At 71.9% G+C, this 20,510-nt stretch carries 15 protein-coding genes; 6 read left to right on the top strand and 9 right to left on the bottom strand.

Annotated features, from left to right (window positions below; genetic code table 11):
* Positions 1–38 precede the first annotated feature (38 nt).
* The 7 genes from ABNF97_RS31140 to ABNF97_RS31110 all read right to left on the bottom strand — a co-directional run bounded on the left by ABNF97_RS31140 (position 39) and on the right by ABNF97_RS31110 (position 11,616).
* Entirely contained in the window at positions 39–575 is a 537-nt protein-coding gene (locus ABNF97_RS31140) for a hypothetical protein (protein ID WP_349340701.1), read from the bottom strand.
* Entirely contained in the window at positions 569–6,904 is a 6,336-nt protein-coding gene (locus ABNF97_RS31135; protein WP_349340700.1) for an RHS repeat domain-containing protein, read from the bottom strand. Before ABNF97_RS31135 ends, ABNF97_RS31140 begins: the two co-directional genes overlap by 7 nt.
* Before the next feature lie 273 nt (positions 6,905–7,177).
* On the bottom strand, positions 7,178–8,146 hold the full coding sequence (locus tag ABNF97_RS31130) for a branched-chain amino acid ABC transporter permease (RefSeq protein ID WP_349340699.1): 969 nt from the start codon (positions 8,144–8,146) through the stop codon (positions 7,178–7,180).
* A complete protein-coding gene (locus ABNF97_RS31125) occupies positions 8,146–9,006 on the bottom strand; it encodes an ABC transporter permease subunit (RefSeq protein WP_130463493.1) in 861 nt (286 codons plus the stop codon). Before ABNF97_RS31125 ends, ABNF97_RS31130 begins: the two co-directional genes overlap by 1 nt.
* Positions 9,003–9,659, bottom strand: a complete 657-nt coding sequence (locus ABNF97_RS31120) for an ABC transporter ATP-binding protein (protein WP_349340698.1) — start codon at positions 9,657–9,659, stop codon at positions 9,003–9,005. The genes ABNF97_RS31125 and ABNF97_RS31120 overlap by 4 nt, the downstream gene beginning before the upstream one ends.
* Complete coding sequence (locus tag ABNF97_RS31115) at positions 9,656–10,429, bottom strand: ABC transporter ATP-binding protein (protein WP_349340697.1); 774 nt, start codon at positions 10,427–10,429, stop codon at positions 9,656–9,658. Before ABNF97_RS31115 ends, ABNF97_RS31120 begins: the two co-directional genes overlap by 4 nt.
* Complete coding sequence (locus ABNF97_RS31110) at positions 10,426–11,616, bottom strand: ABC transporter substrate-binding protein (protein WP_349340696.1); 1,191 nt, start codon at positions 11,614–11,616, stop codon at positions 10,426–10,428. The genes ABNF97_RS31115 and ABNF97_RS31110 overlap by 4 nt, the downstream gene beginning before the upstream one ends.
* A 209-nt stretch (positions 11,617–11,825) precedes the next feature.
* Between ABNF97_RS31110 and ABNF97_RS31105 the strand changes: the two genes are divergently transcribed.
* The 5 genes from ABNF97_RS31105 (at position 11,826) to ABNF97_RS31085 (ending at position 16,888) form a co-directional block, all read left to right on the top strand.
* Positions 11,826–12,740, top strand: coding sequence for a PaaX family transcriptional regulator C-terminal domain-containing protein (locus ABNF97_RS31105; RefSeq protein ID WP_207230555.1), 915 nt, complete (start codon positions 11,826–11,828; stop codon positions 12,738–12,740).
* A gap of 115 nt (positions 12,741–12,855) precedes the next feature.
* The gene (locus ABNF97_RS31100) at positions 12,856–13,263 is read left to right on the top strand and encodes a thioesterase family protein (protein WP_130463495.1); all 408 of its coding nucleotides are present in this window, start codon (positions 12,856–12,858) and stop codon (positions 13,261–13,263) included.
* A 3-nt stretch (positions 13,264–13,266) separates the two neighbouring features.
* Positions 13,267–14,928, top strand: a complete 1,662-nt coding sequence (locus ABNF97_RS31095; protein WP_349340695.1) for a long-chain-fatty-acid--CoA ligase — start codon at positions 13,267–13,269, stop codon at positions 14,926–14,928.
* Positions 14,928–16,106 (top strand): thiolase family protein, encoded by a 1,179-nt coding sequence (locus ABNF97_RS31090; RefSeq protein ID WP_130463497.1) that lies wholly within the window; start codon positions 14,928–14,930, stop codon positions 16,104–16,106. The genes ABNF97_RS31095 and ABNF97_RS31090 overlap by 1 nt, the downstream gene beginning before the upstream one ends.
* Positions 16,106–16,888 (top strand): MaoC/PaaZ C-terminal domain-containing protein, encoded by a 783-nt coding sequence (locus tag ABNF97_RS31085; RefSeq protein ID WP_349340694.1) that lies wholly within the window; start codon positions 16,106–16,108, stop codon positions 16,886–16,888. Before ABNF97_RS31090 ends, ABNF97_RS31085 begins: the two co-directional genes overlap by 1 nt.
* Before the next feature lie 96 nt (positions 16,889–16,984).
* Here the strand turns inward: ABNF97_RS31085 and ABNF97_RS31080 are convergent, their stop codons facing one another.
* Positions 16,985–18,352 (bottom strand): extracellular catalytic domain type 1 short-chain-length polyhydroxyalkanoate depolymerase, encoded by a 1,368-nt coding sequence (locus ABNF97_RS31080; RefSeq protein ID WP_130463499.1) that lies wholly within the window; start codon positions 18,350–18,352, stop codon positions 16,985–16,987.
* Between the two features lie 599 nt (positions 18,353–18,951).
* Here ABNF97_RS31080 and ABNF97_RS31075 point away from each other — a divergent pair.
* Positions 18,952–20,202, top strand: a complete 1,251-nt coding sequence (locus ABNF97_RS31075; protein ID WP_130466084.1) for a CE1 family esterase — start codon at positions 18,952–18,954, stop codon at positions 20,200–20,202.
* Positions 20,203–20,385: 183 nt separating this feature from the next.
* On the opposite strand, the gene ABNF97_RS34390 is transcribed toward ABNF97_RS31075, so the two are convergent.
* Positions 20,386–20,510 (bottom strand): non-reducing end alpha-L-arabinofuranosidase family hydrolase (locus tag ABNF97_RS34390; RefSeq protein ID WP_502930576.1); only part of this gene is annotated, 125 nt, incomplete at its 5' end.

Genomic DNA, 20,510 nt, shown 5'->3' with positions numbered 1-20,510 from the left:
CAGCCGCGACGCGACCGCGCGACCGCGTGCACCGGCGCTCAGCGGTCCGGGCAGGCGGCCGGCTGGCTGAACAGCATGTCGCGCAGCTCGGCGAAGGACCGGCGGCCCCGGTCGGTCTCGAAGGTCAGCTCCGTCAGCGGGGTGTCGGCCGGATAGCGGGGCAGCTCGGCCGGGTGCTCCCAGGCCTGGCCCGCCGACCGGCCCCGCACCGTGTCCGCGTGCACGGAGAGCCGGCGCGGAAAGCTGGCCGGGGCGGGCCGGGTCACCGTGGCGAACTGGCTGTCGTCGCCGAGGACGAAGAGTCCCTGCCGCACCGTGTCGGTGGTCGGGCCGGTAGCCTCCCACAGCGGGATGAAGTCGCCACCCCGCTGCGGGTCCGGGGCGGTGTACACCCGCACACCCTGGACCTCGTCGTCCGGGCAGAGCGGCGCGTAGACCGCCGTCCGGCCGTCGAGCTCGACGTAGCCGAGCACGTCCTCGACCTGCTGCCCGCCGCCGACGCAGTGCGCGGCGGTCTGGCTGAGGCAGAGCAGCCACAGCAACAGCACCCGGGCCGCCCGCCGCCGGGTCAGCAATGGTCGTAGTTGCCCTTCGCGAGATTGGCGTTGTTCTCGTAGGTGTTCCGGCACGGGTCACCTCCCGTCCGCAGGGCCTCCAGCAGGTACATCGGACCGAACGCGGCACCGTACCGCCGCCACTGCCGGCGGTGCACCTTCTCGTGCTGCATCAGGTCCTCGTCCGGTCGGCTGTTCTTGCTGAGGAAGGTGTCCCCGTAGGCGGTGCCGATGCCGCCGTACGGCAGCGAGCCGCCCCAGCAGACCCGCATGCCGTGTTGCATGCTGCACTGGCCGCCGGTCAGCTCGGTGCCCCACTCCACCAACTTGCCGATCCCATAGGACTCGAAGCGGTTGGTGAGGAAGTTCAGCGGTTTTCCGAACCTGGCCTTGAAGCCGAGCAGCCCTTGCGCGGTCATCAGCCCACCGTGCCACAGGGCCCTGACCAGGAGCTGCCCGGCCAGCCGGGTGGCCATCTGCGCGGTCCGGCGGAAGTGGTCCAGCTTCCGCCACATCTCGTCCAGCATGTTGCTAAACGCGCGCAGTTGGGTCTTGTTCTCGCGCTTGGGGTCCTTGATCCAGATCCTGATCAGTTTCGTGTACTTGACCAGGCGTTTCTCCAGCACCTTGATGTATCTGACGATCACCTTCGTGACGGCCACCAGGATCGGGGTCAGCTGGGGGAGCAGGAAGCCGAGCAGGGTCAGCACGAGCATGAAGACGTACATGGTGACCAGCACCCGGACCAGCCGGGTGACCCTCTTGATCACCGTCCGGTACACCGTCTTGTAGGCGGTCACCCGCTTGGTGACGTACGCCCGGCCGTCCGGGTCGGTGAAGCTGACCGGGCTGTTGTTGGCGTAGGCGTAGCCGTTCAGGTGCTGGGGATCGTCGTAACTGATCTCCGGGTCCACCGAGACGAACCGGCCGGTCGCCGGGTCGTACTCCCGGGCGCCCAGGTGGGTCAGCCCGGTGGACGGGTCGTTGGTGCCGCCGACGAAGCCACGGTCACCGGCCAGGTTCGGGTCACCGGAGCCGCGGGTGCCGCCGTACGGGTCGCGGCGCTGCCGGGTCACGGACTGGCTCGACTCGTCGACGGCCAGCTCCGCCGTGCCGTGGTGGTCCGAGACCAGCCAGGTCACCTTGCCGGTCTTCCCGTTGCGCATCGCCACTGCTCGATCGCCGTGGGTGTAGTAGCGCAGGCCGCTGACCGCGCCGGAGGTGTCCATCCGGAGCTGGGTCTCACCCAGGTAGAGCGTGGTGCCCGTCGGGTCGCGGCGGATCAGCCGGTCGCCCGCCGCGTCGTATACGTAGGAGGTGACCCGGCCGTTCTCGGTCACCTTCGCCAGCCGCCCCTCGGCGTCCCACTCCAGGGTCTGCCCGACACCGGCCCGGACCCGGCTGGTCAGGTTGCCGGCCGCGTCGTACGCGTACTCGTCGACCTTCTTGGTGCCGTCCGGGCCGGTACTGGTCACCGAGCGCAGCGCGTGCGGCTGTGCTTCACCGGCCGGGTTGTACGCATAGCTGCTGGTGCTCCGGGAACCGTTCGGCGCGGTCCGGGTCTCGGAGAGCCGGTTGCCGAGCTTGTCGAGGGTCCAGGAGTGCCAGTACGGCGCCGGGCCGCCCAGCCCGGCGGCGGTGGGTGCCGCCGCGCAGTCGCCGGAGGCGGGGGTCCAGGCCTCGGTGAGCCGGCGCAGGTGGTCGTGGCGGAAGCACTGGGTGTCCGCGGCCACCCCGGTCGCCGGGTCCGGCGTGTCCACCATCCGGATCACGTTGCCGCCCGGGTCGTAGCGGTAGGCCACGCTGGAGATCAGCTGGGGGCCGACCTCCCGCCTCGTCTCGGCCAGGGAGAGCCGCCGGGTGCCGGCCTCGTACCGGAACGACCGGCGCACCGACCGGTCACCCGCGGACAGGGTCAACTCCTCCACGTCCCCGTAGACCGAGAAGGCGGTATCGGTGACATAGCTGGTCGCCCCGGCGAGGGTGGTGGGCATGCCGAGGGCGTTGTAGCCGTACCGCAGCGTCTCCTGGGCGAGCCCGCCACCGCCGGGCAGGGTGGCGGTCTCCACCTCGCCGTCCGGCCGGTAGGTGTTGCGGAACGTGTACGTCCCGGCCAGTGCGCCCTCCCGGGCCGGGACGGTCACCGTCCGCGCGGTGACCCGGTTGGCCGCGTCGTAGCCGGTGATCGCCGTGGTGTACGCCGCACCGTCGACGTAGCGCGTCGCGCTGGTCTGCAGCCCGGGTGCCGGGGTGCCGTCGGGCAGCCGGTCGTAGCCCCACTCGGCCAGCTTCGCTCCGGTTGCCGAGCCCTGGCGCAGCGCCGTCTTGCGGCCCAGCGCGTCGTACTCGTACCAGAGGGTCACCTCACGGGCGTCGGTCTCGCTGACGATGTCGTTACGGTCGTTGTAGGTGTACGTCGTGACGCCCTGGTCCGGATCCTCGGTGCGGATCCTCCGGCCGCGTGCGTCGTACCCGAACCGCCACACGTTGCCCGCCGAGTCGACGATCGTCTCCGGCTGGCCGCGCCGGTTGTACGTGTACTTCGTGGCGTCGTACTCGCCGCTCGGGGTGCTGCCCCGGTACTGACGCAGCTCCACCAGCCGCCCCTCGGCGTCCAGGATCCGGGTGGTCGGGGTCTGCCCGGCCGGCGGGGTGGTGTGCTGGCGGTCCACCTCGTGGACGTGGCTGGTCCGCCACTTCTCGACCCCGTAGCTGAGGAAGATCTCCTCGGTCGGCCGGTTGGCTCCGTCGTAGACGGTCACCGTCTGGGCCGGCAGCAGCGCTTCGTCCGGCAGGAACAGGGTGGTGCCGGGCGGTGCGTCGTTGTAGTAGGGGCCACTCTCCCGCACCTTCAGCCCGCGGACGTCGTAACTCACGTCGGTGATCACCCGGCCGCCGCGCGGCGACGGCGCCTGGGTCTGACGCAGCCGCATCTTGCCGTCCAGGAGCTGGTACTCGGTGCGGTAGTCGCCATTCGCCTCCAGGGTGCGCACGGTCACCACGTTCGGCCCGTCGACGCGGGTCGTGTACTCGTAGGTCGCGCTGGGCGAGTCCCGGCCCGGGACTCGGCCGGCCAGCCAGGTCTTGACGACCCGGCCGAGCGCGTCGTACTCGGCGACGTTGCGGGCGCCGTTGGGCGCGGTGACCGAGACCTCGGCCCCCCAGGCCGGTTCCAGCTCGGTGCTGGTGGTGTGGCCGAGCTGGTTGGTCGAGGTGACCCGGGTGGTGGGACCGGTCGCCGGAGTGTAGGTGGTCCGCTCCCGCGCGCCGAGCACGTCGGTCTTCTCCTCCAGCCGGCCGTGCGGGTCGTAGCTGGCCTCCATGGTGGTCAGGTAGGTCGGGGCGCCGCCGGACCAGCCGGAGATCTCCTCCCGCCGGGTGACCGCGCCCCGGGTCGGCGTGGCACCCAGGGTGTCGCTGCCGTCGTAGTAGAACCGTTCGTCCGACACGACGTCGGCGATGCCGGTCGGCTCCCGGTCGCAGCCGCCCACGGTGGTGCGCTTGCGCACCACCGTCTCCAGCAGCCAGGCGGCGCTGTTGCGGGCGTACGTGTACTGCGTGCAGGTGTCGTCGTCCGAGCGGGCCAGGTCGCCCTGGTGCTGCTCGGTCAGGAGCGTGCCGCCGCTGTCGTAGGTGTGCAGGGTCGCTGTCTCCCGCCAGCGGCCGCCGCTGACCTCGCCCTGCACCAGCCGCTTCTGCTGCACGTTGTGCGCGGTCGTGGTCCCCCACGACCGGACCCGGGTGACGGTCGCCGGGGAGAGCCACGGGTCGGTGATGGACCGGGACAGGATGCTGCTGCCGTCCGCGCTGTAGGTGATCGACTCGCGCAGCATCCCGGCGAACTGGTCGGTGTCCCGCCACGCGGTGTTGGTCGAGTCGACCACGTCGACCCGCTTGGTGACCCCCTCGGTGGCGGTCTTGTCACCGTCCATCCCCCGGAAGTAGACCAGCTCGGTCAGTGACCGCACCTGGCCGGAGACGCCCTTGCGGACCCGTACCCGCTCGTAGCCGCGCCACTGGCTCCACGTCTTGCGGTCCTCGGGAACCAGCCCGTCCTCCTCGTCGTGCCGCCAGGCGGGTGCGCCGACGTACTCGACGTCGGAGATCTCCTGGGTGAGTCCGGTGGTGCGGTCACTCTCGACGACCCTGGTGACCACGTACTTGTTGAACCAGTCGGTCCGTTCGGACAACCCCTCCGGGGTCCACCGGACCGGGTGGCATCGCTTGGTGTTGGTCGCTGGCTGGGGCAGGGCCTGGTAGGAGCAGTCCCGTGGCGAGTAGCTGACGGTGATCTCGCCGCCGCCCTCCGAGCGGATCGTCTCGATGCGCCACCAGTTCATCGCCGGGATGTTGTCGTTGCCGTCGACCCGGTTGGTGAGCTGCTTGCCCTGGAAGGTGACCGGTGGCAGGTCATGCCTGCCGTTGACCAGGCCGCTGTGCTGGATCGAGTCCAGGAACAGCCGTGCCTTGGTGCCGTCGTCCGGGTTGGGATAGGAGTGGGTGAGGGTCCAGGAGTCCACGTCGCGCGCTCCGGTCCCGGCCCAGACCTGGGTGGTCACCTTCTTCAGCCGCTTCTGCGTCCAGAAGGTGGGATAGAACTTGTTGTTGCAGTTGGTGCTGCTGGCGCAGTCCTGGTCCCAGGGCACGTCCGGCCAGTTGGCCGGTGCCGACTTGGTGCAGGTGGTGTTCGGGATGCACCGGTCGGCCGCCTCGAACTCCACCCGGCCCACCCAGGGCGAGGTGTAGATCGCGTCGGCGCGCTGGCCGTACTGGATGCTGCGCAGGTAGCCGCCCCGGACGTACTGGGAGACCTTGGTCGCGGTGACGTTGCGGGCGTAGTAGTTCTTCTCCTGGGTGTAGAAGTAGCTCGCGGTGTTGCCGTGCGGGTCGACGACGTAGTCGAGGTTCCACCGCCACGCCTGGTCGCAGTGCGAGGCGTCGAAGGTCGACTTGTGGCACGGCTCACCGGCGTGGTTGCCGAAGACCGGGACCGTCCAGGCCGAGTTGGTCTGCGCGTGCGTGTCGTCGGACCAGCCGGGCAGCTTGTTGCGGCCGAAGTGGTACTGCGTGCCGTCCCGGGTGGTGACCACCCAGTACTCGCCGTCCTTGTCGCCGTTGCCGAGGCTGGTGTCGTGGTGTCGCTCGACCCGGGATCCGTCGTCGCTGCGCAGGTGCCAGCGCTGTGTCTCGCTGTTGTAGAGCAGTTCGCCGCCCCTGCCGTTGAGCACCAGGGTGATGTTGTCGGTGCCCCAGCAGAGATCCCCGGTCTCGTTCTTGTTGTTGGCGCCGTTCTTCCGGTCCGAGGCGCAGGACACGTAGCGGCGCTCGACGTAGCCGCCCGGCGCGAAGCTGAACCCCTCCCCCACCCAGGACGGCTGGTTGTTGGTGCCGCTGGTGCGACCGTCGACGCTGCCCGAGGAGTACGCCAGGGCCAGCTCCGGGGCCGGGCCGCCGAGCGAGGGTGGGACGTCCATCGGGTACTGCCAGCTGAAGTCGCCGGACGGGCCGCCGACCTGCCAGGTGGCCGACGGTGAGAGCGTGCTCTGCCCGAAGTCGCCGGCCGGGCCGCCAGCGGCCGCCGCGACGGCGAACAGGCCGGACTCCGCGCCACCCACCGGCAGCTCGCCGGTGAGCCGACCCGAGCCGTTGTTGCGGGTCGCCACCGCGGTGCCCCGGCACTCCGGCGCGGCCGGGGTGACCGCGGCGCACTCCGGCAGCCGCACCAGCCGCAGCCGGGTGGCCCAGTCCCCGCCGAACGCGTCCCGGAAGCCGGAGTAGTCCACCTCGACCGAGATCCGGCCGGCCCGGTTCACCCCGTCGGCCCGTTTGATCCGCAGCAGCAGCCCGTCGTCGTGCCGGCCGAGCAGGTTGACCTCGACCCGGCTCGGTACCGCCGGGTCGGCGCCCGCCCGGGCCGCGCCGGAGGTTCCGACACCCGCCGCGAACCCGCCGACCGCCGCGCCGACGCCGGGTGCGGCCGGTGCGACGCTACCGACGTAGACGGGCAGTGCACCGGCCCTGGCCCGGGTGGTGGTCGCCCCGGCACCGTCGGTGGCCCGGGCCGGCGGCGCCGTCAGGTCGACGACCGCCCGGCCCGGTGCGGGCCAGGAGACCGTCGGGCTGGAACGGACCGCCTTCGCCTCTGCCGGGTCCTTCGGTAACGGCCGTGCCCCGGCGTCGGTGCCCGGCACCGACCGCTCCGCTGGCGCGGCCGTGGTCCAGGCGAAGGCGACGGCTGCCGCCGCCGGTACGTTGCCCAGCAGCGTGATGACCATCGAGATTCCGGTGACCACGGCGACCGGGCTGGCGAGCCGGGACCGTCGGAGCCGCGATCGTGACCGAGCTTTCATGGGTGCCGCTCCCAGGAAGTTCGACGACGGGGCCGGACCGCCTCCAGCGATTTCCGCCCGCCTCCCGTCGGGGGCGGCACTGCGGCGCTACCGGCGGATCCGGCGCGGGTGTTCGGGGACTGGATGGCTGCCAAATGTAGTGAGGACGCCGCACATTTTTCGTACAAGCCCGGCCCGCCGGAGCGGGGGCGGCGCGGGGGCGTTGTGGAAAGGCCCAGGTCCGGGCCCAGGTCTACCGGTCGGTCGGGCCCCTTCGGCGACGATCGTGCCGGGCTACCCCGTGCCGCTCGACGCCCTGCCGGTCAACCGGTCGCGCACCGCGGGCACGATGCCGTGCGGCAGGAACATCACCACCAGCACCAGCAGCGTCGCGTAGACGGCGTAGGACAGCACGCTCGGCGCGTAGCCGGGCATGCCGGGCTGGGTGCCGAGCGTGTTGAGCACCTGGACGAGCAGGACGATCGCGGCGGCGCCGACGAGGGCGCCCCACAGGGTGCCGAGCCCGCCGACGACGGCCATCACCACGTACTCGATGGAGAGCAGCACCGGGAACGAACCCGGCGCGAGGTAGCCGAGGTAGAAGGCGTAGATGCCGCCGGCCAGGCCGGCGAACGCGGCGGAGAGCGCGAAGACGGTGAGCCGGTACCGTCCCACCGGTACGCCGCAGGCCGCTGCGGTGGTCTCGCTGCTGGACAGGGCGTGCAGACCACGACCGGGACGGGAGGCGACGATGTTGCGGGCCACCAGCAGGACAAGTGCGACGGCGGCCCAGACCAAATAGGCGTAGGAGATGTCGTCGGCGAACTCGTAGCCGCCGACCGACAGTCGTGGGATGTCCTGCAGGCCGACCGCTCCGCCCGCCCAGTCTGCGCGGGCGAGCACGGACAGCAGGATCAGTTGCATGGCGAGGGTGGCGAAGGCCAGGTGGTGACCGCGCAGCCGCAGCAGCGGCACTCCCACCACGACCGCGAACGCGGCCGAGACCAGCGGCGCGGCGAGCAGTCCGAGCACCGGCGGCAGGCTGTGCACGCTGAGCAGACCGGCGGTGTAGCCGCCGATCGCGTAGAAGGACGCCTGTCCGAGGGAGATCTGACCCGCGTACCCCATCAACAGCGACAGCCCGACGGTGACCGTCACGGCGAGGCCGAGCAGGATGTAGACGGTCAGGTGGCTGCTGGACAGCAGGGGTGGCAGGACGAGGGTTCCCGCCGCCACGGCCACCGCCGGCGCCCGCCGGGCCATCAGGTCGGCTCCGGCGCGGCCACCGGTGACCGCGCCGCCTGCACCAACATCCCGGCGAGCAGCAACACCAGCGCCACCTCCATCTGGTACGCGGCACTGCCGTAGCCCGCGACGAGGGACTGGGCCACGCCGAGCAGCAGTCCACCGACGAGGGTGTACAGCGGCCGCATCAGCCCGCCGAAGACGGCCGCGGCGAAGCCGCCGATGATCAGCGTCACGTCGTAGTCGAAGGTGACGAGTTGGATCGGCGTGACGAGCACCCCGGCGAGCCCGCCGAGCGCACCACCGATGCCGAAGGCCAGCAGCCCCATCCGGACGACGTCGATGCCGACGACCCGCGCGGCGTACGGGTTGGAGGCGCAGGCCGACAGCGCCCGCCCCACGTCGGTGCGCGCGAACAGCGCGGCCGTGCCGGCGAAGACGACCGCCGTCACGCCGATGATGAGCAGATAGTGCGCCTGGAAGCGGACACCGGCGAACTCGACCGCGCCGGGTACCCCGGCGAACGACCGAGGCTGGTCGCCCCAGACCAGCACCTCGACCGCGTACGCGAAGACGGCCAGCCCGAGCGTGATGATCAGTGAAGCGCCGGGTGGCGTGCCCGGCCTGCCGATCGCGACCAGCCCGACCAGCAGCCCTGCACCGGCACCGACTCCCACGGCACAGGCCTCGGCCAGGCCGTGCGGAAGCCCGCTGGCCAGCAGCGTCGACGCGGTCATCGCGGCGATCACCGCGAACGAGCCCTGGGCGAAGTTGACCACCCGGGTGACCCGGTGGACGACGACGAGACCGCTGCCGACGAGCGCGAACGCGCAGCCGCCGCCGACGCCGGTGACCAGGTACTGAAGGAACTCCCTCACCGGGCCGCCCCCAGGTAGGCGTCGACCACCCGCGGGCTGGCGGCCAATTCCGCCGCGGTCCCGGCGGCGACGACCCGGCCCGCCTCCAGCACATATCCCCGGCTGCACAGTTCGAGGGCGAGCCGGGCGTTCTGCTCGATGAGGAGCACGGCGAGCCCGTGCCCGGCGTTCAGCTCCCGCAGGTGCCGCACCAGGTCGGCGACGACGAGCGGGGCAAGGCCGAGGGAGAGCTCGTCGACCGCCAGCACGTCCGGTCGGGCCATCAGCGCCCGGCCGACGGCCACCATCTGCTGCTCTCCGCCGGAGAGCTGACCGGCTCGGCGGCGGCGCAGCGGGACAAGGCCGGGCAGGATCTCGTAGATCGGGCCGGTGTCGCGGTTGCGGATGCGCCAGCCGCCGAGCCGGAGGTTGTCGTCGACGGTCAGGTCGGGAAAGACCTGGCGCCCCTCCGGCACGTGGGCCAGCCGACCGGAGATCGTCACCGTGCCACCGGACGGGCGCCGGATCCCGGAGAGCGTGTCGACCAGTGTGGACTTTCCGGCACCGTTGGGGCCGATCAGCGCCACCATCTCCCCGTCCGCCACGGTGAGGTTGACCTCGTGCAGTGCCACCGCGGCCCCGTACCGGACGGTGAGGTCGACGACGTCGATCACGCGGGTGCCCCCGTCCCGAGGTACGCGGCGACCACCGCCGGGTCGGCCCGGATCGCGGCCGGGGTGCCCTCGGCGATCACCCGGCCGAGGTCGAGCACGGTGACCCGGTCGGCGAGCCGGGTCACGAAGGCGACGTCGTGCTCGATGACCACCATCGTCAGGCCGCCCGCCTTCAGCTCCTCGAAGAGTCCGGCCAGTGCGTCACGCTCGGCCGCGCGCAGGCCGGCCGCGGGCTCGTCGAGCAGGAGCAGGCGGGGCCGGCCGCAGAGCGCGCGGGCCACCTGGAGGGCGCGCTGCTGCCCCAGCGGCAGCGATTCCGCCGGCCGGTCGGCCCAGTCGGCGAGGCCGACCCGGGCCAACGCCTCCCGGGCGCTCCGGCGGATCTCCCGCTCCTCGCGGTGGTGCACCGGCAGTCGAAACACGGCGCCGGCGAATCCCCCTCGGGTGACGGCGTGCGCGCCGACCATCGCGTTCTGCAGTGCCGTCATGCCGCGGAAGACCCGGGCGCCTTGGAAGACGACGCCGATCCCGAGCCGGGCCCGGCGGTGCGCCGCGAGCCGGTCGACCCGGGTGCCGTCGAGCACTATCGCGCCGGTACGCAGTGCCAACTGGCCGCCGACCAGGTTGAACAGGGTGGACTTCCCGGCACCGTTCGGCCCGATCACGGCCCGCAGTTCGCCGTGCGCGACGTCGATGTCGACCTCGCGCACGGCGTACACCCCGCCGAAGGCGTGCGAGACACCGGCGACCCGCAGCAGCGGCTCGGTCACCTGCCCGCCACCGCGGCGAGCTGCTCCCGCGCCCAGTCGGTGGGGACGAACGCGCCGTCCCGCACCGTGTTGATGGATATGTAGTCGGCGGTGAGCCCGGCGTGGTCGGTGGCACTGTAGGTGTAGGTGCCGTTGGGGGTGGTCTCGGTCAGCCCTTCCAGGGCGTCCCGGATCTTCTCCGGGGCGGTGTCCCCGGCCTTCTCGATCGCGGCGACGAGCAGCCGTACCCCGCTGTAGCCGTCCTGGGCGAACTGGGGTGGCGGGTAGCCGTACTTGGCCTCGAACGCGTCGGCCAGTTCGTCGATCGCCTGCCTCTGCTTCCCGGCGGGGAGGGTGTCGCCGACCACGCCGATCGAGCTGGCCACCACCGCGCCCTCGGCGGCCGGGCCTACCGGGTCCAGCCAGAGCGGGCTGGCCTGCGCCCCGGTGAAGACCACCGGCACGTCGAGCCCGGCGGTGGCGTACTGCTTGGCCAGCGCCACGCCGGGCGGGCCGGTGGCCCAGACGACGAGCGCCTGCGCCCCGGAGGAGCGCACCTGGTTAAAGACGGCCGAGAACTCGGTGCTGGTGGTCTGGAACTCCGGGGTGGCGGTGAGGGTGACGCCGTGGCCGGGTGCCTGCTCCCGGGTGCCGTCGAAGCCGGCCTTGGCGTAGGAGCTGCGGCCGTCGTACGCGACGGCGATCCTGGTGATGTTCTGCGCCCTGAGGTACTGCAGGATGCGGTCCGCGTAGGTCGCCGAGGTGGCCGGAACGACGAAGACGTACGGGTGCACCGGGTCGACCTGCTCGTCGGCCGGGGTGAGCGAGATGTACGGGATCCGCTCCCGGTCGACCAGCGGGATGGTCGCCAGGGCCGAGTTGGAGAAGGGCGAGCCGATGACGGCGGCGACGTCGCGGCCCTTGAGGTCGTTGAAGGCCAGTACCGACTGGTCGGGCTGGCTCTTGTCGTCGCGGACGATCAGCTCCACCCTGCGGCCGAGCACGCCGCCGGCCGCGTTGATCCGCTCGACCGCGAGCGCCACGGACTTCTCGTTCTCGGTGCCGAGCGGTGCGTAGTTGCCGGTCAGGGAGACGATCTGGCCGACCCTGATCGGGTCGGCGCCGTCTCCGCTGGACGAATCGCCGCCGCAGCCGGCCATGGCGACCGCCACGGCGAGCGCGACGGCGGTTACGGTGGTACGTCGCACGGGTTGCCTCCCACCGCGAGGGACAGCTCTGCCCAGAGACGCTAGACATCTTTGGCACGCCGGTCAATATTCATGCCGAATGTTCAGCACCGGAGCGGCGCCCTTCCCCGGTGCCGCCGGCCGGAGGGATCCGGCCGGCCCGGCATCCGGCGCCGGTCGAAGCGGGCTGGCCGGCTGTCGGGCGATGCGGAATCTGTAGAGTCTGCCGCATGTCGATGCAGTCCGCGTCGCCCCCGGCCGACCTCCCGCGCGTACAGGCCGGCGGCAGTCCGCAACACCTGCTGCTGACGTTGCTCGGCGACTACTGGTACGGCCAGCGGACCCCACTGCCCTCGGCCGCCCTGGTCGCACTGCTCGGCGAGTTCGGCATCACCGAGGTCAGTGCCCGGGCCGCGCTGAGCAGGCTGGCCCGGCGGGGACTGCTGGAGCATTCCAAGTCCGGCCGGCGCACCTCGTACGCGCTCAGCGAGCGGGCCGCCGAGGTGCTGGCCGAGGGCCGTGGCCACATCCTGTCGTTCGGCAGCGAGCGGACGCCGTGGAGTGGCCGGTGGACCGTGGCCGCGTTCTCGGTGCCCGAGGACGACCGGTCCCGGCGGCACCTCCTGCGTACCCGGCTCGGCTGGCACGGTTTCGCTCCGCTCTACGACGGGCTCTGGGTCTCACCGCACGAGCGGGTGACCAAGGTGACCACGATCCTGTCCGAGCTTGACATCGACCGGGCCACCGTCTTCACCGCCGAGCTGGCCGAGGGCGGGCCGACCGGTGGCCACCCGATCAACGCCTGGGACCTGGCCGCCCTCCGCGCGGAGTACGAGCGGATCCTCGCCGCCTACGAGCCGGTCCGGCGCCGCTGGCGCACCGGCCGGATCGGCACCGCCGAGGCCCTCGTCGCGCGGACCGCCCTGATGGACGAGTGGCGCACCATGCCGAGCCTCGACCCGGAACTGCCGACCGAGTTGCTGCCGGCGCAGTGGCCCCGGGCGGCGGCCCGGACGCTCTTCGTGGAGCTCTACGACGGCCTGACCGGGCTGGCCGAACAACGCGTGGTCCAGGTGGTCGCGGGACACGACCCGGCCCTCGCCGCGCTGGTGCGTACCCACACCAGTCGAACGGGCGATATGTGACACTAGCCTTGACGCTAGGAATGCAAGTAGTCAGACTCGGTCCAGGCCCGACGGTGTCGGGTCCCGGGTTTTGCGCCGGGAAACACCAGCTACCGAAACCAGCGGGGAGACCGGGATGGCCGAGCCAGCGTCGATCGCCGTACGCCGTCGCCTGGAGTGGTCGGACACCGACCCGGCGGACCGGTGGCACTACGGCGTGGTCCTGCGATTCGTCGAGAGCGCCGAGAAGGAGCTACAGGACCAGCTCGGCATCACGGCGGCGGACGCCCGCTGGATGCCCCGGGTGAACCTCACCGTCGACTACCTGGCGGCCCTGCACTTCGGCGAGACCGCCGAGACGACCCTGGCGGTGGAGCACATCGGGCGTGCCTCGCTGCGCTACGCCTTCACCGTGGCCCGGGACGGGACCGCGATCGCCCGGGGGACGCTGACCGTGGTCTGGATCGACGCCGACACCGGCCGGAGCAGTCCCTGGCCGGACCGGCTCCGCGCGCTGCTGACCGGTACCGAGGTGGAGGGCTGACGCGTGCGCAGCACCATGGGCTCGATGCCGCTGTCGGTCGGGATGGTGCTGCGCCGGGCCGCCGCGATGGGTCCGCACGCCCGGCTGGTCGGCCACACCCCGGCCGGCCGGGCGGAGTGCGGCTGGCCCGAGCTGGCCGGCCGGGCACGCCGGCTGGCCAACGCGCTGGGCACCCTCGGCGTCCGCCCCGGCGACCGGGTCGGGACGTACGCCTGCAACGGGCTGCCCCATCTGGAGTTGTGCTACGGCGTGCCGCTGGCCGGCGCGGTGCTGCAACCGCTGAACACCCGCCTGCACCCGGACCAGGTGGCGGCGATCGCCGCACATGCCGAGGATCGGGTGATCTTCGTGACGGCATCCCTGACCGGACGGTTCGCGCCGATCCGGCGCCGGCTCCCCGGTGTCCGGCACTGTGTCGTACTGCCGGACGGCAGCGAGCCGCACCCGGACTTCGCCGACGCGCTCGACTACGAGCAGCTCCTGGCGAGCGTCCCGGAGGACGAGCCGGCGGAGGTGGACGAGTGGAGCCCGGCGTGCCTCTGCTACACCGGCGGCACCACCGGCCGTCCGAAGGGCGTGGTGTACTCGCACCGGTCCCTGACCCTGCACGCGATGAGCGGCCTCTTCGTCGACTCGTTCGCCATCCGGGAACGCGACGTCGTGCTCCCGCTCACCCCGTTCTTCCACGCCCTGTCCTGGGGCATGCCGTACTCGGCGGCGCTGGCCGGGGCCGGTCTGGTCCTCGCCGGTTCGGACACCAGCCCGGCCACCGTCGTACGCCTCCTCCGGGACGAGCGGGTGACCGTCGCGGCCGGGGTACCCACCTTCTGGCTCTCCGTCGACCAGCTCGGCCCGGGCCCGGAGGATCTGGCCAGTCTGGAACGGATCCTCTGCGGCGGCTCGGCGATCCCGCTGGAGCTGATCCAGCGCTACCAGCGGCGCGGCGTCGCCATGCGGCAGGGCTGGGGCATGACCGAGATGTCGCCGTCCGGCAATCTGACCATGGTCCGCCGGCACCTGGAGGACCAGCCGGAACAGTGCCGGCAGGCCCTGCACGCCACCCAGGGGGTACCGACGGCCGGGGTGGAGCTGCGGGTGGTCGGCCCGGACGGCGCGGTGCTGCCGCACGACGGGAGGTCCGCCGGTGAGATCGAGGTACGCGGGCCGTGGGTGACCGAGTCGTACCACGAGCCGGAGGACGACGCCAACACCGCCCGGTTCCGGGACGGCTGGCTGCGTACCGGCGACCTCGGGACCGTGGACGGCGACGGCTACCTGCGCCTGCTCGACCGCGCGAAGGACCTGGTCAAGTCGGGCGGCGAGTGGATCAGCTCGATCGAGCTGGAGAACCACCTGATGGACCACCCGGCGGTGGCCCAGGCCATGGTCATCGCCGTACCGCATCCGACCTGGGGCGAACGGCCGGCCGCGCTGGTCGTCACCTGCGCCGAGGTCTCCGCCGACGCCCTGGTCGCGCATCTGCGTCCCCGGGTGGCGAGCTGGTGGCTGCCCGACGTCGTCCGGTTCGTCGACGCGCTGCCGATGACGGCGACCGGCAAGTTCGACAAGGTGACGGCCCGCCGGACCTGGCGGGACGTGCTGGCTGCGGAACTCGCCCCGGCCGGGCGGGAAGGACAGTCCGCCGATACCACTCGGAGGCGGTGATGCGGCTCTCCGATGTGGCGATGCCGGTCAACCTGGTCTGGTCCTCGCCGTTCTGCCGCTGGCAGGGGCCGCTCGCGGAGATGTCCAGCCCGGACCTCGCGGTCGACGTGACCGCCCGGGCGCTGGCCAGGGGCGGAATGCCGCCCTCCGAGATCGGTCAGGTCGCCTTCGGCAGCACCGTGCCGCAGCCGACGTCCTTCTACGGGGTCACCACCATCACCCCGCGACTCGGGCTCGACAGCGTCACCGGTCCGACCATCGCCCAGGCCTGTGCCACCTCGGTGGCGGTGGTGCAGGCCGCCGCCGTCCAGGTCGAACTCGGCGCCCACCGTACCGTGCTGGCGCTGGCCGCCGACCGCACCAGCAACGGCCCGCTGCTGGTCTGGTCGGCCCAGGGCAGCCCGGGTGCGGCGCCGCGGACTGAGCACTGGGTGCTGGACCCGATGCGGCACGACCCGAACACCGGCGAGTCCATGCTCGACACCGCCGAGCACGTCGCCGCCGAGGAGGGCTACTCCCGGGAGGAGCTCGACGCGGTCACCCTGCTGCGCCACGAGCAGTACCGGGCATCCGCCGCCCGACGCGCCGACCACCTGGTGCCGGTGCAGGTGCCGGGCCGGCGCGGCAGCGTCGTCATCGACGACGACCACGGCGTGCACGACACCACGGCCGACGGACTCGCCGCGCTCTCCCCGGTCCGGCCGGACGGCGTCGTGACCTACGGGTCGCAGACCCATCCCGGCGACGGCACCGCCGGGGCGATTCTCAGCACGGTCGACCGGGCCCGCGAATTCGGCGGCGGTACCGGGGTCGCCCGGTTGCTCGCGGTCGGCTTCGCCCGCACCGACCGAGCCCGGATGCCGAGGGCGCCACTGCCGGCCGCCCGGGCCGCGCTCGCCGACGCCGGCCTCGACCTGGCCGACATCGACGTGGTGACCACGCACAACCCGTTCGCCGTCAACGACCTGTACTTCGCCCGGCAGACCGACTTTCCGCTGGACCGGATGAACCCGTACGGCTGCAGCCTGGTCTACGGACACCCGCAGGGGCCGACCGGGCTGCGGGCGGTGGCCGAACTCGTCGCCGCGCTGCGCGCCAGGGGCGGCGGGCGCGGCCTGTTCACCGGGTGCGCGGCCGGTGACACCGCCGGCGCCCTGGTGGTGGAGGTGACCGACTGATGCCGTTCGACGAGTCGACCGTCGGCCGCTGGAGTGAACCGCGGTCGTTCGACGTCACCCCGGCCGGCGTGGCCGCGTACGCCGAAGCCGTCGGCGGACCCAGCCCGGTCTACGTCGTCGTCCCCGCCATGGAGCTGGTCTTCACGGTCGCCGGCACCGCCGCCCCCGCCGGGCTGCGCGCCCGGGTCGTGCACGGCCAGCAGGACATCTTCTTCCATCGCCGGCTGCCGGTCGGCGAGACGGTCACCGTCCGCGCCGCCGTGCTCGGACTGCACGGCAAGCGCAGCGGCACGGTCGCCACCATCGGGGTGCGCACGTACGACGCCGGCGGCGCGCTCCTGAACGAGCAGTACGTCACCGAGTTCTACCGGGGCGTACCGACCGACCTGCGGCTGGGCACCCCCTCCCCCACCCTGCCGACCGATGCGCCCAGCGGCCCGCCGCTGCGCACCGCGACAGTACCCCTGCCGGTCGACCTGCCGCGCCGCTACGCCGACGCCTCCGGCGACCGCAACCCGATCCACCTCGACGACGAGTTCGCCCGCGGCGCCGGGCTGCCCGGCGTCATCGTGCACGGTCTGGCCAGTCTCGCCGTCGCCGGCCGCACCGTGCTGGCCGACGGGACCGAGCCGGCGCGGCTGAGCTGCCGCTTCACCCGGCCGATCGCTCCCGGTGACACCCTGCGCACCCGGGTCTGGGCGGAGGGGCGCGGATACCGGTTCGAGAGCGTGGACCAGGCCGGCGACGTGGTGCTCGGCGCCGGCCTGGTCGAGATCGCCTGAACCTCCGTCAGACGACCGGCGGCCCCACGGCCGGCACGGTCGGTGAGGCCAACACCGACGTCGGTGTCGTCGGTGCGGACACTGACGTCGGAGCCGTCATTGGGCGCACGCCACGCCGTTGAGCGTGAACTGGGTCGGCGCCTGGTTCGCTCCGCCGTAGGTGCCCTGGAAGCCGAACGTGACACTCGCGCCGACCCCGATCGCCGCGTTGTACGAGACGTTGCGGGCCGTCACCTGCGCGCCGGACTGGCTGATCGTGGCGTTCCAGGCGTTCGTCACCTGCTGGTTGCCCGGCCAGCTCCACTGCACGGTCCAGCCGTTGACGGCCGTGGTCGAGGTGTTGGCGACCGTCACGTTGGCGGTGAAGCCGCCGGTCCAGCTGTTCGCCGTGTAGCCGACCCGGCAGGCGCCGGTCGAGGTCGGTGGGGCGGTCGTCGGTGGGGCGGTCGTGGGCGGCACGCTCGGCGAGGTGGTGGGCGTACCGGTGGTCGGCGGCGGGGTCGGTGTGCTGCCGTCGAGGCCGAAGAACTGCACCGCCGCCTGGGCCATGCCGCCCATCGGCAGGCTGTGACCGGCGCCGTTGACACTGATCGCCTCGATCACCGAGACGCCGCCACTGGTCCAGCGCCGCCGGTTCCAGTTCGCCTGGGGCGTGTCCGTGGAGGTCGGCGTCAGGCTCAGGCCGTGCACGTTGGTCCACTGGTCGACCGCCTCCTGGAGCAGCTGGAACGGCACGAGGGTGTCGTTGGTGCCGTGCCACAGCTGGATACGCGGGCGGGCACCGGTGTAGCCGGGATAGGCCTGGCGGACGGCGTCGCCCCACTGCTGGGGGGTGCGGTCCATCCGCCCGTTGACACACTGGCTGTTCTGCGGTGGGAAGTCGGCCGCGTTGGCGAAGCAGTTGAACGGCACCCCCATGAACGCCGCGCCCGCCCGGAAGACGTCCGGGTAGAGCGCGAGCATGGCGTTGGTCATCATGCCGCCGGACGAGCTGCCCGTCGCGTAGACCCGGTTCGGGTCGCCGCCGTACTGCCGCTGTACGTACGTCACCATCGACATGATCGAGACCGGGTCGCTTCCGCCGCCCCGGCGCTTGGCCGCCGCCGACCAGACGTCGAAACAGTTGCCGAAGCCCGCCTGCTGGGTCGCGGTCGGGTAGATCACGATGAAGCCGTACCGATCGGCCTGCGAGGCGAACTCGCTGCCGGAGTAGAACCCGGGACCCGAGCCGCCACAGCCGTGCATCGCCACCACGATCGCCGGGTTGCCGGGGCGGGAGTCCGGCACGTAGACGTGCATCCGCATGCCGCCCGGGTTGTCACCGAAGCTGGTCACCTCGACCAGGGAGGCCGCCGTGGCCGGTGTGGCGAGCACGGCCCCGGCGGTCGCCGCGAGGGCGGCCGAAGCCAACGCGACGAGCGCCGTCCGGAGCCGGCGCCCGCTCCTTTCATTGATAGTCGTCATTGCCGCAAGCTAGCAACTTGACTGACGGTCGTCAATAAACTGTCGCGCGGGGACACCGGAACCCACAACGCCACGGCCCGCGACACCCGGGCGGCCCTGCCGCGTTCACGCGCGAGCCAGCAGCCGAGGCCATGATCCGGAGGACCCCGCGTCCGATGCTCAACATTTACATTGACGGCCGTCACTTCCCACCTTATATTGACTTACAACGGTCGATGGACCGACGGTGGGTAACGGGGTCGGCGCATGCCGACCCCGTCTCGCAGCAACGGGCCGGGCAGGTCACGCCGGCTCATGACTGGAAGCCGTCCGGTGAGTCCGTGACCGGACGGCCACAGCAATCGACACGCGCCGGGTCGGCCGCGCCGACCCCGATCAGTGAACCTTCTTCAACCTCCCCTTACGGTCCGTCGGAGCGCAAGGTCGGACGCGGTGTGTGAGCGCCGCGCGGTTCAGGTTGCCGAAGGTTCAGTCGAGGTGTTCCGGTGCGGCCGGCGCGAGTGCAACCTGGAGGAGGAAAGGTGATTGAGAGAGCAGCTCGCCGGGGCCGCGCGACGCTCCTGTCGCTGTCTGGCGCCGCAGCCGCCGTAGCGGTCACGATGCTGGTGGCGACCGCGCTGCCGTCGGGTGCGGCCACGCTGGGAGGTGCGGGGACAACCGCGTCGGACACCGGCGTCGGCATCCTCGCGGCCAGCGCCGGGTGCGGCCGGGCACCGACGCTGTCGAACGGCACCCATGCCATCCAGAGCGGCGGGAAGACCCGTAGCTTCGTCCTGCGGATCCCCGCCAACTACGACAACAACCACCCCTACCGACTGGTGTTCGGATTCCACTGGTTGGGCGGCAACGCCAACTCGGTCGTCAGCCAGGACTACTACGGGCTTCTGCCGCTGGCGAACAACAGCACGATCTTCGTCGCCCCCGAGGGCCTCAACAACGGCTGGGCCAACTCCGGCGGCGAGGACGTGACCTTCACCGACAACATGATCCAGACGATCAGCAACGCCCTCTGCGTCGACACGGCGCAGTTGTTCTCCCTCGGCTTCAGCTACGGCGGCGGGATGAGCTACGCACTGGCGTGCGCCCGGGCCGAGGTGTTCCGCGCGGTCGCGATCTACTCGGGTGGCGTGATCAGCGGGTGCAGCGGCGGGAACCAGCCGATCGCCTACCTTCAGGCGCACGGGCTCACCGACAACGTGCTGAGCATCTCCGGTGGGCGATCGATGCGCGACAGGTTCGTCAGGAACAACGGCTGCACCCCGGCGAGCCCGCCCGAGCCGGCACAGGGCAGCGGGCAGCACACCGAGTTCCACTACTCGGGGTGCTCGGCCGGGCACCCGGTCGCCTGGTACGCCTTCGACGGCGGCCACACCCCCACGCCGCGCGACTCCGGCTCCAACGCCGCCTGGCTGCCCCAGGAGACGTGGACCTTCTTCACGCAGTTCCAGAGCACGCCGACGCCGGGGCCCGGAACCCCGACCCCCGGACCGACGACACCGACGCCGGGACCGACCACTCCGACGCCCTCCCCCGGCGCCTGCCGGGTCAGCAGCACCGTGAACGCCTGGAACACGGGCCTGACCGAGAGCATCACCGTCACCAACACCGGTACGACCGCGGTCAACGGCTGGTCTCTGGTCTTCACCCTGCCGAGCGGCCAGAGCATCACCTCGGGCTGGAACGCGAGTTACTCGCCGGCCTCCGGGCAGGTGACGGCCAGGAACGTCTCCTACAACGCCGCCATCGCGCCCAACGCATCGGTCAGCATCGGCTTCCAGGCCACCCACACCGGCAACACCGCCAGCCCGGCCGCCTTCACCCTCAACGGTGCGGCCTGCGCTCTCGGCTGATCGTCGAAACTGCCCGACCGGGGGACCTGTCGAACGGATCCCCCGGTCCGGTCGGTGGACAGCAGACGGGGCCCGTCCATGACGGGCCCCGTCCTCACGCTCACGCGCACCCGACCCGACCCGACGCGTACGCCGTTGCCAGCGAGCCTGCGGAACACCCGAGCCGGGTCCTGGGTCCCGCGATCAGCGCTGCAGTGTCAGCAGGCCCGGCCGGTACGGCAGCAGACCGTAGTCGCCACCCGAACTGGGCGATCGCCCCTGGTAGTGCAAGTGCAGATTGCAGGCGTCGACCGTCATCGTCTGATCCG

It is taken from the genome of Plantactinospora sp. B6F1 (genome assembly GCF_040120695.1).
Taxonomy (GTDB): domain Bacteria; phylum Actinomycetota; class Actinomycetes; order Mycobacteriales; family Micromonosporaceae; genus Plantactinospora.
The sequence above is the reverse complement of the archived record's forward strand: the minus strand, read 5'-3'. Positions and strand labels throughout refer to the sequence as shown.